This window comes from Enterobacter sp. ZOR0014, assembly GCF_000798855.1.
Classification (GTDB): Bacteria; Pseudomonadota; Gammaproteobacteria; order Enterobacterales; family Enterobacteriaceae; genus Enterobacter; species Enterobacter kobei.
This window is the reverse complement of sequence record NZ_JTLF01000090.1, coordinates 15,289-29,000: the sequence shown is the minus strand read 5'-3', so window position 1 is coordinate 29,000 and position 13,712 is coordinate 15,289. Positions and strand designations below refer to the sequence as shown.

The window sequence follows — 13,712 nt, the reverse complement described above, 5'->3', positions numbered from 1 at the left end:
GTCTTGCTCCAACATTTGGTCGCGGTGCGATGACCAACCACTGGGTTGATATCAAAAACGCTAACGTCGTGGTGGTAATGGGCGGTAACGCCGCTGAAGCCCATCCGGTGGGATTCCGCTGGGCGATGGAAGCGAAAAACAACAACGATGCGACGCTGATCGTCGTCGATCCGCGCTTTACGCGCACGGCTTCGGTGGCCGATATCTATGCGCCGATCCGCTCCGGCACGGACATTACGTTCCTGTCCGGCGTACTGCTGTACCTGATCGAAAACAACAAAATTAACGCGGAATACGTTAAGCACTACACCAACGCAAACCTGCTGGTACGGGATGACTTTGCCTTCGACGACGGGCTGTTCAGCGGCTATGACGCGGAAAAACGCCAGTATGACAAGTCCTCGTGGAACTATCAGTTCGACGAAAATGGCTATGCGATGCGCGATGAAACACTGACGCACCCGCGCTGCGTGTGGAACCTGCTGAAGCAGCATGTTTCCCGCTATACGCCGGACGTGGTGGAGAACATCTGCGGTACGCCGAAAGCGGACTTCCTGAAAGTGTGCGAAGTGCTGGCCTCCACCAGTGCGGCAGACAGAACAACGACCTTCCTGTATGCGCTGGGCTGGACGCAGCACACCGTGGGTGCGCAGAACATCCGCACCATGGCAATGATCCAGCTGCTGCTCGGCAACATGGGGATGGCAGGGGGCGGCGTAAATGCGCTGCGCGGTCACTCCAATATTCAGGGGCTCACCGACCTCGGCCTGCTCTCCACCAGCCTGCCGGGTTACCTGACGCTGCCGTCGGAAAAGCAGGCAAATCTGCAAACGTATCTTGAGGCCAACACGCCAAAAGCGACGCTGCCGGATCAGGTGAACTACTGGAGCAACTATCCGAAGTTCTACGTCAGCCTGATGAAATCCTTCTACGGCGACGCGGCGCAGAAGGAGAACGACTGGGGCTTCGAGTGGCTGCCGAAGTGGGACCAGGCGTACGACGTCATTAAGTATTTCAACATGATGGATAAGGGGAACGTCACGGGGTATATCTGCCAGGGCTTTAACCCGGTAGCGTCCTTCCCGGACAAGAACAAAGTCGTTCGCAGCCTGAGCAAGCTGAAGTACATGGTCGTCATCGACCCGCTGGTGACCGAAACCTCGACCTTCTGGCAGAACCACGGTGAAGCGAACGATGTCGATCCGGCGTCGATTCAGACCGAGGTGTTCCGCCTGCCGTCCACCTGCTTTGCGGAAGAAGATGGCTCCATTGCGAACTCCGGTCGCTGGCTGCAGTGGCACTGGAAAGGCCAGGAGGCGCCGGGTGAAGCGCGGAATGACGGTGAGATCCTGGCCGGGATTTACCATCGTCTGCGCGAAATGTATCGCACCGAGGGCGGTAAAGGCGCTGAGCCGCTGCTGAAAATGCGCTGGAACTATAAGCAGCCGGATCGTCCAGAGTCAGAAGAAGTGGCGAAAGAGAACAACGGCGTTGCGCTGGCGGATATTTATGATGCCAACGGCAGCCTGGTGGCGAAAAAAGGCCAGCTGCTGAACAGCTTCGCGCTGTTGCGTGATGACGGTACCACGGCATCTTCCTGCTGGATCTACACCGGCAGCTGGACGGAGCAGGGTAACCAGATGGCGAACCGCGATAACGCCGACCCGTCCGGGCTGGGCAATACGCTGGGCTGGGCCTGGGCGTGGCCGCTGAACCGCCGCGTGCTGTATAACCGCGCCTCCGCCGACGTGAACGGCAAGCCGTGGGATCCAAAACGCATGCTGATCCAGTGGAACGGCTCGAAGTGGGCAGGGAATGATATCCCGGACTACAACACCGCCGCGCCGGGCAGCAACACCGGGCCGTTTATCATGCAGCCGGAAGGGCTGGGTCGCCTGTTTGCGCTTAACAAGCTGGCAGAAGGGCCATTCCCGGAACACTACGAGCCGATGGAAACGCCGCTCGGCACTAACCCGCTGCACCCGAACGTGGTCTCCAGCCCGGTGGTGCGGATCTATGAAGACGACGTATTGCGCTTAGGCAAAAAGGACAAATTCCCGTATGTGGGTACAACCTATCGCCTGACCGAGCATTTCCATACCTGGACCAAGCACGCGCGGCTTAACGCTATCGCCCAGCCGGAACAGTTTGTGGAGATAAGCGAAACGCTGGCGAAAGCGAAGGGGATTGCCAACGGTGACCGCGTGAAGGTGAGCAGCAAGCGTGGCTTTATCCGCGCGGTGGCGGTGGTGACCCGTCGTCTGCAGAGCCTGAACGTTCATGGTCAGCAGGTGGAGACGGTCGGTATTCCGCTGCACTGGGGCTTTGAAGGGGTGGCGCAGAAAGGCTACATCGCCAATACCCTGACGCCAAACGTTGGCGATTCCAACTCGCAAACGCCGGAGTACAAAGCGTTTCTGGTCAACATCGAGAAAGCGTAAGGAGCGATTAAATGGCGATGGAAACACAAGACATTATTAAACGCTCCGCGACCAACCCGATTACCCCCGCGCCTCGTGCGCGGGACTATAAGGCAGAAGTCGCTAAGCTTATCGATGTCTCTTCCTGCGTGGGCTGTAAAGCCTGCCAGGTGGCCTGTTCGGAGTGGAATGATATCCGCGACGAGGTGGGGCACTGCGTCGGGGTCTACGATAATCCGGCGGATCTGAGCGCCAAATCCTGGACGGTGATGCGCTTTAACGAGACCGAGCAGAACGGCAAGCTGGAGTGGTTAATCCGTAAAGACGGCTGCATGCACTGTGAGGATCCGGGCTGTCTGAAGGCGTGCCCGTCCGCGGGGGCGATTATTCAGTATGCCAATGGGATCGTCGACTTCCAGCAGGACAACTGCATCGGCTGTGGGTACTGCATCGCGGGCTGTCCGTTTAATATTCCGCGCCTCAATAAAGAGGATAACCGGGTCTATAAATGCACCCTGTGCGTGGACCGCGTGAGCGTCGGGCAGGAGCCTGCCTGTGTGAAAACCTGTCCGACCGGGGCGATTCACTTCGGCACCAAGAAAGAGATGCTTGATGTGGCGCAGGCGCGGGTGGACAAACTCAAAGCGCGCGGCTACGACAAGGCGGGTATTTATAACCCGCAGGGCGTGGGCGGTACGCACGTTATGTACGTGCTGCACCATAACGACCAGCCGGAGCTGTATCACAATCTGCCGAAAGATCCGGCGATCGACACCTCAATCAACCTGTGGAAAGGGGCGCTCAAACCGCTCTCTGCAGCGGGCTTTATCGCCACCTTTGCCGGGCTGATTTATCACTACATTGGTATCGGGCCAAATAAAGAGGTGGATGACGACGAGGAGGAGCATCATGAGTAAGTCGAAAATGATCGTGCGCACGAAGTTTGTCGACCGCGCCTGTCACTGGACGGTGGTCATTTGCTTCTTCCTGGTGGCGGTCTCCGGCATCTCGTTTTTCTTCCCTACGCTCCAGTGGCTGACGGAAACTTTCGGCACCCCGCAGATGGGACGCATTCTGCACCCGTTCTTCGGCGTGCTGATTTTCGTGGTGCTGATGTTTATGTTCGTGCGCTTCGTCCATCACAATATCCCGGATAAGCAGGACATTCCGTGGCTAAAAGGAATTGTCGAAGTGCTGAAGGGCAACGAGCATAAAGTGGCGAAAGTAGGCAAATATAATGCCGGACAAAAGATGATGTTCTGGACCATCATGAGCATGATTTTTGTGCTGCTGGTGACGGGCGTCATTATCTGGCGTCCGTATTTTGCCTCGTATTTCCCGATTCAGGTGGTGCGCTACGCGCTGCTGATCCACGCCACCTCAGCCATTATTCTGATCCATGCCATTTTGATCCATATGTATATGGCGTTCTGGGTGAAGGGGTCGATTAAAGGAATGATTGAAGGGAAGGTGAGTCGTCGCTGGGCGCAGAAACATCACCCGCGCTGGTATCGCGATGTGGGACGACTGGAAGCGAAACAGGAAAGTACGGAAGGGATGAAGTAAGACCTGCGCCGTCGGCTTTGCCCGGCGGCGCTGCGCTTGCGCGGGCAGGACAAATGCCTGGCCGACTGGCGTCATGTATTAGTTAATAAACGATCAATTGCGGCTATAACATCATGACGTGTGTTACGTAAATTACAAACAAAATCTTTGGGGTTAATTTTATTGTTGTTAAGGTTGGTTATCGTGGGTGAATAAATTAGAAACGTTTCAAAATCGATATTTACGGCTGGTGCCAGCTGACTCTGCCATAACGGTAATTTATTCACTCTCGCGAGTGGCACAATTACGCGCGTGGCAAGATCATCATAATAATCATCCTGAATGAGCATATAGTAAGGCAGCTTATCCCTGGTTGCTGTAGAGGTATTCCGGTAAACATTAAATTGTCTCAGCATTAAAGCACCCTGAAAAACTCATCATCAGTAATAGTTCCATGTTTTTCCACAAACTCATTCATTGAGTGAATGAATGAACGATCCGCATCTGATGACTGACACGGCACAACGGAGTCTGGTGAGGTATGGCTCGACGGTACTGTTGGTTTAATGCTTCGCGAGAGGGTGTGGTCAACTGTGTGTTTCATTCGTATCTCCTTTGTTGGTGCGGCCATTATCAACCGCAGCCAACAAAAAACAATACCTTTTCCCCTGGTAATCTACATTCTGCGAGCCGTCTTCCAGTAATCTTAGAACCGCTCTTCCACATAACGGAACGGGTATTTCGTCGGTTTCACTTTGCCAATTTTACGTTTCGGTAATTCCACCTTTTCAACGTGAATTTCTTTATACGGGATCTGCGTCAGGAGATGCGAAATAATATTCAGCCGCACGCGTTTTTTATCTTCCGAACGGGCCACATACCACGGTGCCCAGGCGGTATCGGTTGCCGCAAACATGGCATCGCGCGCTACGGTATATTCATCCCACAGGTTAAACGATTTAATATCCATCGGCGAGAGCTTCCATATTTTACGACCGTCGTTAATACGGTCACGTAAACGGCGCTCCTGCTCTTTCGGTGTCACCTCGAGCCAGTACTTCAGCAGAATAATCCCGGCATCAACCATCGCTTTTTCCATCACCGGCGTACCGTCGAGAAACTTCTCCACCTGTTCCGGCGTGCAGAACCCCATGACCCGCTCGACGCCCGCGCGGTTGTACCAGCTTCGGTCGAATATCACGATCTCCCCGGCAGCGGGCAGATGGGGAACATAACGCTGAAAATAGAGCTGGGTTTTCTCTTTCTCGGTGGGGGCGGGAAGGGCAACAACGCGGAAAACGCGCGGGCTTACGCGCTCGGTGATCGCTTTTATGGTGCCGCCTTTACCGGCGCCATCGCGCCCTTCAAAAACAATACACACTTTTAACCCTTTGGCGACGACCCACTGCTGGAGCTTCACCAGTTCAACGTGGAGGCGACGAAGCTCTTTTTCGTACTCTTTGGTTTTCAGCGGTGCATTTTTTTCGACATCAACAGCGACACTGGTTTTCTTCTTGCTTCCCATGATTGTCATCCTCAGGTTGTCCGGCGCGGGAAAAAGCGAGGCCGCACTATGAAGTGTAATCCACCTGATATTATACGTAATTTTTTTATGGAATTAATTTTACAGCACTTTTAATCCCTCGCTCTAAGTGCGGTTAGTAAGATAATTTCACTCTTATTTACTTAAAGGGACTAAGAATGAGTTGGAATAAAGAAGCTGCAGTTTCGTATCTCCGTTCACATGCTCTGGGACACTCTCATAGTGAATGTGCTAAGTTTACCCGCCTGGCCATTCTGGCTGGAGGTGTTAAGGTATCTAACACTGCTTATGCAAAAGATTATGGGGCGGAATTATTGCGTGCTGGATTCAGTGAGCTGCCGCCCGGTTCAACGTTAATTTCTGGCGATGTCGCAGTGATACAACCATACCCCGGCGGAAATGGCATAGGTCACATGACGATGTATGACGGCACGCAGTGGATTTCTGACTTTGTTCAAAAAGGCATGTATCCTGGGCCTGGGTACCGCAAAATGCAACCTCCCTTTAAAATTTACAGGATGCATTGATGAAACGGATATTTTTATCATTCGCAATGTTGCTGGTGGGATGTACTTCGGCTGCCAATCAAGATCAAAGTGCGCAAGACGCTACCGAAGCATTTTATAAATCCTATCTTTCCGCATTCGGTAGCGATGACGTCAGGCCTTACCCTGCCGACGAACTGCGTAAATATGTTTCTGCTGATACTATTGCTCGCATTGATGCCATTCAGGACATCTCTGAACAAGAATTAATAGAGTCTGACTACTTTACGTATACTCAGGATTATTCTCGCGAATGGATACCTGCGTTACGAGTAGAAAACGCAAGGCCATTTTTAAATGGGGAAGTAGTTCAGGTTTTGGAGGGAGCGGCTGGCGGAAGAAGCATACACCTTGAAGTATTTCTTCGTCGTGAAGACGACGCATGGAAAATCTATCGCGTTCGTGACATAACAAACCATCACGAGCACCCAATTTTCAATGCTGGCGCGATTACTCGCGCTAAATCATCGGCAGAAAGCGCACTGTAAAGACGACACCCTAAACCCTTTCAAGCCCTGACTCCTGCCGGGGCTATCTGTTTTCATTCCCGCCGCGTAGCAGTTGGATAAAGTACCTGAATTAATGGATTAACGTGTCAGCCAGCTGATTTGAACTGGCTCACCATACCAGTTTGTTCAATAATGCCCGTCGCGAGTTTTTAATCTGTGGTCGTGGTATGAAAAAGACAATTTTTTCGTTGGCGCTTGGCACGTTTGGCCTGGGGATGGCTGAATTTGGCATTATGGGTGTGCTCACCGAACTGGCGCACGACACCGGCATTTCTATTCCCTCGGCCGGGAATATGATTTCGTTTTATGCTTTCGGCGTGGTGATTGGTGCCCCGATTGTGGCGCTCTTTTCGGGCAAGTTCTCGTTAAAAACCACGCTGTTGTTCCTGGTGGCAATGTGCGCTGTCGGCAATGCGCTGTTTACTTTCTCCACGTCCTATTTCTGGCTGGCGCTGGGGCGTTTAATTTCTGGTTTTCCGCACGGGGCCATTTTTGGCGTCGGGGCGATTATCCTCTCTAAAATAGCACCACCGGGGAAGGTAACGGTTGCCGTGGCCGGGATGATCGCCGGTATGACCGTGGCTAACCTGGTCGGTGTCCCGCTGGGTACCTGGCTGGGGCACGCATTTAGCTGGCGCTATACCTTTTTCCTGATTGCCGTGTTCGATGCGCTGGTGATCCTGTCGGTTATCCTTTGGGTGCCATACCTCCATGACAGATCAGAAATCAAATTGACCGAGCAGTTCCAGTTTCTGAAAAGACCAGAACCGTGGCTGATTTTTGCCGCCACTATGTTTGGTAACGCCGGTGTATTTGCGTGGTTCAGCTTCGTTAAGCCCTTTATGGTTAACGTCTCCGGTTTTTCGGAAGGGGTGATGACCGCCATCATGATGCTGATGGGGCTTGGGATGGTGTTGGGCAATCTGTTAAGCGGTAAACTCTCTGGTCGCTTTAGCCCGCTGCGCATTGCCGCCACCACCGATATGGTGATTGTCGCCTCACTGCTGCTGCTTTTTGCCACTGGCGAACAGAAAACGGCCTCGCTGGTCATGGGCTTTATCTGCTGTGCCGGGCTGTTTGCGCTCTCTGCGCCGCTGCAAATCCTCCTTCTGCAAAATGCGAAGGGCGGTGAGATGCTGGGGGCGGCAGGGGGACAGATGGCATTTAATCTCGGCAGTGCGATTGGCGCGTACTTTGGCGGGATGATGATTACCCTTGGCTTTAGCTGGCGTTACGTCACGCTACCAGCGGCGATACTCTCATTCTCGGCCATGAGCGCATTGCTGTTGTACGGATATCTGCGGACAAGACAGTCACACGTTAAGGCTCGTACGGCTGTATGAAAACCGCTCCCTTTCGGGAGCGGTGATAAATGATGAGTGCTTATGAGCGTAAATCAATCACCATACGGCCACGGATCTGACCCTGTTCCATCTCTTTGAAGATGGCGTTGATGTCTTCGATTGGACGCATTGTCACCTTCGGTACCACTTTACCTTCCGCCGCAAACTGGAACGCTTCCTGCAGATCCTGACGGGTACCAACCAGTGAACCCACCACCTGAATGCCGTCCAGCACCAGGCGCGGAATATCCAGGCTCATCGCTTCCGGTGGCAGACCAACCGCGACCACGCGACCACCGGCGCGCACGGCATCCACCGCGGAGTTGAAGGCCGCTTTTGCGACGGCAGTGACGACAGCAGCATGTGCGCCGCCGGTTTTTTCCTGCACAATTTTAGCGGCATCTTCACTGCGGGAGTTGATGGTCAAATCCGCACCCATGCTGGCGGCAAGCTTCAGCTGTTCGTCATTAACATCCAACGCGATGACCTTGGCGTTAAAGACGTTTTTAGCATACTGCAGCGCAAGGTTGCCCAGTCCACCCAGACCATAAATGGCAATCCACTGGCCCGGTTTAATACCTGAGATCTTCACCGCTTTGTAAGTGGTGACACCGGCGCAGGTGATGCTGCTGGCGGCAGCAGAATCCAGGCCGTCCGGTACTTTTACCGCGTAATCGGCGGTGACGATGCACTCTTCCGCCATGCCGCCATCAACGGAGTAACCGGCATTTTTTACATCGCGGCACAGGGTTTCGTTGCCGGTATTACAGTATTCACAGTGACCACAGCCCTCAAAGAACCAGGCTACGCTTGCGCGATCGCCGACCTTCAGCGACGTCACGCCAGGGCCGATTTCTTTGACGATGCCAATCCCTTCATGGCCCAGGATCACCCCGGTTTTATCGCCAAAGTCACCGTTCTTTACGTGAAGATCGGTATGGCATACGCCACAGCATTCCATCTTCAGCAGGGCTTCCCCGTGCTTGAGCGGGCGCAAGGTTTTTTCGGTAACGTTAACCTGATGATCCTGAGTAACAACAGCAGCCTTCATGTGTATCTCCTTGTTCATGATGAGTATCTGCATAGCAGGTGTAATACTCCTCAAGGATTAATGCTTAAGCGCTGTAATGCAAGGCACCCGCAACATAATGTCATCATTTAATGCGATTTCAGAATAAGAATACGGCGTTCCTCTAATAATTAAGGGGGAAAATACTGGCCCGACGAGAGGCTCGCCGGGCGCAGCGTTACAGCTGTGCTTCTATCTCCTTAATTTCTTTACGCCATTGAGCCTGCAGCTGTGGTTTCTGATGCTTTGGCTTACGCGCCAGATCGTCTTCCAGCAATGTTTCCAGTGCGACCAGCCGTTCAAGCAGATCGTCAGAGGGGGATACAGGCATGGTCGTGGCGTCGACGGGAGCTGGGGATGTTACCAGTCCCGCGCTTTCACGCAGCCGCTCGAATACCGCTTCTGCATCATGCCATTCGCTCAGCTTTCCCTCTTCAATTAACCAGAAACGGTTGCAGCTTTGGCTAATTAACTGACGGTCGTGGCTGACCAGCAGGACGCCGCCCTCAAACTGCTGCAGGGTTTGCGCCAGCGCCTCTTTGCCCTCCATGTCGAGATGGTTGGTCGGCTCATCGAGCATCAGCAGGCTATAGCGGGCAAGCGTCAGGCCGACAAACAGCAGTCGAGAGCGTTCGCCACCGCTGAGCGTACTGACGTTTTGTCCGTGACGCGCCCACGGAAATCCGGCGCTGATGAGCGCCATTTTTCTGTGTTGCGGGTCGGGCGCGAACGGCTCCAGCGCGTCAAACAGCGTGGCGTCATCCGGCAGCTGGTTCAGCGTCTGATCGTAATAGCCAGCTGACACGCGTGGATGAAGTTTCAGCCCCGTATCGCTCTGCTCATCACTAAAACAGCGCCAGATAAGCTTCATCAGGGACGATTTTCCGCAGCCGTTACGACCCACAATCGCCACGCGATCGCCGCTTTTCAGACGCGCGATGTCGATGTTAAACAGCTCAGAAAGCCCCGGCGCAGGCGGCACGCCGAGGTTTTCTATCTCCAGCAGTCGGTCGGCGCGAAGCGCATCGCCGCGCAGGGTTAACGTCCACTGGCTGCCAGCCGTAAGCGCCGTCTGGCTCTCCTTCAGCCGTTCGACCTGTTTTTCCATCTGTTTGGCTTTCCGGGCCAGGTCTTCGTTATCGTAAACCTTGCCCCAGGTCGCCAGCCGCTTCGCGCTGGCGGTCACGCGGTCGATCTCCTTTTGCTCCGCCTTGTGGCGCTGCGCGTCGCTTTCATCTTTTGCTTCAAGCGCCTTGCGTGCGGCCGTGCAGGGAAGGGCAAAGTAGTGCAGCGTTTTATCGCGCAGGATCCAGCTGCCGTTTGTGACGGCATCCAGCAACTGTCGGTCGTGCGAGACCAGCACGAAGCTGCCTGACCAGTTCTGTAAAAAATGTTCCAGCCAGAGCATGGTCGGCAAATCGAGGTGGTTACTGGGTTCATCCAGCAGGAGCAGATCCGGCTCGTGAATCAACGCCCGCGCCAGCAGCAGCCGGGTGTGTTGCCCGCCGCTCAGCGTGGCGGAGCGCAGCGTCATATCCTGCGGGGTAAAGCCCATGCCGGCCAGCAGCGTTTCGGCTTTCCAGCGCAGGCTATCGCGCTCAGCTAAAGGCAGCTGTGCGAGTACGGCATCCAGCATGGTCAGCGGGAAAATAGCGTCCGGAAGATGTTGCTCAACGCGCGCCATCAGGCAGTGCCCGGCCAGCGCTACCGTACCGGCGGCGGGGGAGTCTGTGCCGTCCAGCACCTTTAAAAGCGTACTTTTTCCGCAGCCGTTATCGCCCAGGAGGCCAATGCGGTCGCCTTTTTTCAGCGTAAAAGAAAGGGAGTCGAAGAGCGTGCCAAACGCCGTATCAACACGTAAAGATTGTGCAGTGAGTAAAGTGCTCATTGTTGCTTACCCAAGAGTTACAGGCATGTTTATGCCTCGTCAAACATCGCTGACGATAACTCAGTAAGCCCGAGAGAAGGGATTTCAGGGGTTGGTGTCTTCGCTCAAGCAGAAGTTATCGCAGCACGATACCGATAACGCTTGAGCGGGTGCGATCACCAAATGTATGTGAAACATTGAAAATTTCACAGTACAGCATAATTGGCCTCCTTATATATTCAGTATGTTAATGGATGAAAGGAGTGTAGCGGGGGAAAGGGGGTTTGGCTAGTGGGATTCGATGGTGCGGTCTGATGCCCTCACCCTAACCCTCTCCCACGGGGAGAGGGAACGGTCGGAGCAAATTAAATCGAGGTACGGCGATAGCTGCGGTATTCAGGCTTCCAGAAGTTATCGTCAATAGCCTGCTGCAGCGCGTCGGCAGAGGTTTTCACTGCCACGCCCTGCTGCTGCGCCATTTTACCTACCGCAAACGCGATAGCGCGCGACACCTTGTGGATGTCCTTCAGCTCAGGCAGTACCAGCCCTTCACCATCATTGACCAGCGGCGAGTGGCCCGCGAGGGTTTCGCTCGCGGACATCAGCATCTCATCGGTAATGCGAGACGCGCCGGAGGCGATCACGCCCAGACCAATACCCGGGAAGATATAGGAGTTGTTGCACTGGGCAATCGGATAGGTTTTATCCTTCCATACCACCGGATCGAACGGGCTGCCGGTCGCAACCAGCGCGTTACCTTCGGTCCAGGCGATGATGTCCTGCGGCGTCGCTTCCACGCGGGAGGTCGGGTTGGAAAGCGGCATCACGATAGGGCGCTCGCAGTGCTTGTGCATCTCACGAATAATCTCTTCCGTGAAGAGGCCGGTTTGTCCGGAAACGCCGATCAGAATATCCGGCTTCACGTTGCGCACCACGTCCAGCAGGGAGAGGACTTCGTTGTCAGTATCCCAGTTTTTCAGGTTCTCGCGTTTCTGCACCAGTTTGGTCTGGAACGGCAGCAGGTTCGGCATACCGTCGGTCAGCAGGCCGAAACGGTCAACCATAAACACGCGGGAGCGGGCCAGCTCTTCACTCAGGCCTTCACGCTGCGTCTGGGCAATAATCTGTTCGGCGATACCGCATCCTGCGGAGCCTGCCCCGAGGAAGACGATTTTCTGATAGCTCAGCTGGCTGCCGGCTGCGCGGCTGGCGGCGATAAGCGTACCCACGGTCACGGCTGCGGTGCCCTGGATATCGTCGTTAAAGGAGCAGATCTCATCGCGATAGCGGTTCAGCAGCGGCATCGCGTTCTTCTGCGCAAAGTCTTCGAACTGCAGCAGCACGTCCGGCCAGCGGTGTTTCACGGCCTGGATGAAATCGTCGACAAACTGGTAGTACTCTTCGTCGGTAATACGCGGATGACGCCAGCCCATATACAGGGGATCGTTCAACAGCTGCTGGTTATTGGTGCCCACATCCAGCACTACCGGCAGGGTATACGCCGGGCTGATGCCGCCACAGGCGGTGTACAGTGACAGCTTACCGATCGGAATACCCATCCCGCCGATGCCCTGGTCACCCAGACCCAAAATGCGCTCGCCGTCAGTGACCACAATGACTTTGATGTTGTGGTTAGGCACGTTCTGCAGAATATCGTCCATGTTGTGACGGTTCTGGTAAGAAATGAATACCCCGCGGGAGCGACGGTAGATCTCAGAGAAACGCTCGCAGGCAGCACCCACGGTCGGGGTATAGATCACCGGCATCATCTCTTCCAGATGGTTCTGTACCAGGCGGTAGAAGAGGGTTTCATTGGTGTCCTGAATATTGCGCAGGTAGATGTGCTTGTCGATTTCGGTTTTGAAGCCCTGATACTGGATCCACGCGCGCTCTGCCTGTTCTTCGATGGTTTCAACCACTTCGGGCAGTAAACCCAGCAGGTTGAAGCTGCTGCGCTCTTCCATGCTAAAGGCGCTACCTTTGTTGAGCAGGGGGAATTCGAGTAAAACCGGTCCGGCATAAGGGATATATAAGGAACGATGTTTTTTCAGTTTGTTGTCCATGTCACTCACTCTTTTTTTGAAGATCCGTCCCTGACACTGCTGTTTGTCATCTTTCTGGCCTGTGCGATGGGGTGCGGTCGGGCGGTATTATAAAGGAGCTGAATATTAATTACCGCAACACATAAACAAAAACACCATCGGTTTTGCCGATGGTGTTCTCTGTCTCAGTCTGGAACTTACTTGCCCGCGTGGCGTTTTCTGCCGGTGGCGTGAGTGACTTGCGTTTCGTGGTCGCCTTCAATCACCACTTTACGCTGATTAGAAAGCTTGTAGTTCAGTCCCAGAATGTGGCGTGCCTGACGGTTCGATTTCATGTTAACTCCTCAATCCTGTTGATAGTTTTAAGGACCAGTTTGCTTACGCAAACGAAATGTAACCCCTTAGGTTGCAGATCCAGCTTAGCAGGTTTTTACAAAGGTGCGTTTCGCCCGCTGACGACGTAGTTAATGGTCTGCTGGTAGATGTCACTGAGGATGTCATTATCCGTGGATTCCACCCACCTGGTCAGTTCCATCAAAATGTCATCTTCAGTCACAGCACCGTGTTCGGCGTGAAGACCCTGCGCAATCGCGTTAACGAGCTCAGGTTGTGCTGCTGTAGTATTAGCCGGGTAATAAGTAAACATGCTGCCTCCGTGTCGTTGTCTGTTTAATGGTACGGCTCGCAAAAAATGTAATTCATAAACAGAATGGCAAATATTTTACCCGTTGTGGCTAAGATTCATCTTAGAAACGAAAATGTCATAAGTGCATGCTTTTATGCACTTTTAAAACGTGGGGATAAATTGACGTTGGGCAACGAGGATATT

13 protein-coding genes are annotated in these 13,712 nt (G+C 53.9%); 6 read left to right on the top strand and 7 right to left on the bottom strand.

All coding sequences use genetic code 11. From position 1 onward, the window contains the following. The 3 genes from fdnG to fdnI form a co-directional block, all read left to right on the top strand. Positions 1-2,441, top strand: a 2,441-nt coding sequence (gene fdnG, locus L977_RS04295; RefSeq protein ID WP_052192607.1) for a formate dehydrogenase-N subunit alpha, incomplete at its 5' end; no start/stop codon positions are given. Between the two features lie 11 nt (positions 2,442-2,452). Further along, a complete protein-coding gene (fdxH, locus tag L977_RS04290) occupies positions 2,453-3,337 on the top strand; it encodes a formate dehydrogenase subunit beta (RefSeq protein ID WP_047624945.1) in 885 nt (294 codons plus the stop codon). Next, positions 3,330-3,986 (top strand): formate dehydrogenase-N subunit gamma, encoded by a 657-nt coding sequence (gene fdnI, locus L977_RS04285; protein ID WP_047624943.1) that lies wholly within the window; start codon positions 3,330-3,332, stop codon positions 3,984-3,986. The genes fdxH and fdnI overlap by 8 nt, the downstream gene beginning before the upstream one ends. Before the next feature lie 71 nt (positions 3,987-4,057). Here fdnI and L977_RS04280 read toward each other — a convergent pair whose 3' ends face one another. Beyond that, complete coding sequence (locus tag L977_RS04280; RefSeq protein WP_047624941.1) at positions 4,058-4,381, bottom strand: CcdB family protein; 324 nt, start codon at positions 4,379-4,381, stop codon at positions 4,058-4,060. Between the two features lie 290 nt (positions 4,382-4,671). Further along, positions 4,672-5,490, bottom strand: coding sequence for a polyphosphate kinase 2 (gene ppk2, locus L977_RS04275; protein ID WP_014883908.1), 819 nt, complete (start codon positions 5,488-5,490; stop codon positions 4,672-4,674). Between the two features lie 176 nt (positions 5,491-5,666). Between ppk2 and L977_RS04270 the strand changes: the two genes are divergently transcribed. From L977_RS04270 to araJ, 3 genes are all read left to right on the top strand, one after another. Further along, entirely contained in the window at positions 5,667-6,035 is a 369-nt protein-coding gene (locus tag L977_RS04270; protein WP_023330468.1) for a hypothetical protein, read from the top strand. Continuing rightward, positions 6,035-6,541 (top strand): YbjP/YqhG family protein, encoded by a 507-nt coding sequence (locus L977_RS04265; RefSeq protein WP_047624939.1) that lies wholly within the window; start codon positions 6,035-6,037, stop codon positions 6,539-6,541. Before L977_RS04270 ends, L977_RS04265 begins: the two co-directional genes overlap by 1 nt. A gap of 188 nt (positions 6,542-6,729) precedes the next feature. Continuing rightward, on the top strand, positions 6,730-7,905 hold the full coding sequence (gene araJ / locus L977_RS04260) for an MFS transporter AraJ (protein WP_047624938.1): 1,176 nt from the start codon (positions 6,730-6,732) through the stop codon (positions 7,903-7,905). Between the two features lie 40 nt (positions 7,906-7,945). Here the strand turns inward: araJ and adhP are convergent, their stop codons facing one another. From adhP to bdm, 5 genes are all read right to left on the bottom strand, one after another. Beyond that, positions 7,946-8,956 carry an alcohol dehydrogenase AdhP gene (adhP, locus tag L977_RS04255; RefSeq protein WP_023330465.1) on the bottom strand — a complete coding sequence of 337 codons (1,011 nt, stop codon included), beginning with the start codon at positions 8,954-8,956 and terminating at the stop codon, positions 7,946-7,948. A 196-nt stretch (positions 8,957-9,152) separates the two neighbouring features. Beyond that, a complete protein-coding gene (locus L977_RS04250; protein ID WP_047624934.1) occupies positions 9,153-10,862 on the bottom strand; it encodes an ABC-F family ATP-binding cassette domain-containing protein in 1,710 nt (569 codons plus the stop codon). A 344-nt stretch (positions 10,863-11,206) separates the two neighbouring features. After that, complete coding sequence (locus tag L977_RS04245) at positions 11,207-12,904, bottom strand: NAD-dependent malic enzyme (RefSeq protein WP_014883904.1); 1,698 nt, start codon at positions 12,902-12,904, stop codon at positions 11,207-11,209. Positions 12,905-13,080: 176 nt separating this feature from the next. Next, the gene (gene sra / locus L977_RS04240) at positions 13,081-13,218 is read right to left on the bottom strand and encodes a stationary-phase-induced ribosome-associated protein (protein ID WP_008501714.1); all 138 of its coding nucleotides are present in this window, start codon (positions 13,216-13,218) and stop codon (positions 13,081-13,083) included. 95 nt (positions 13,219-13,313) lie between these two features. After that, complete coding sequence (gene bdm, locus L977_RS04235) at positions 13,314-13,529, bottom strand: biofilm-dependent modulation protein (protein ID WP_014883903.1); 216 nt, start codon at positions 13,527-13,529, stop codon at positions 13,314-13,316. Positions 13,530-13,712 lie beyond the last annotated feature (183 nt).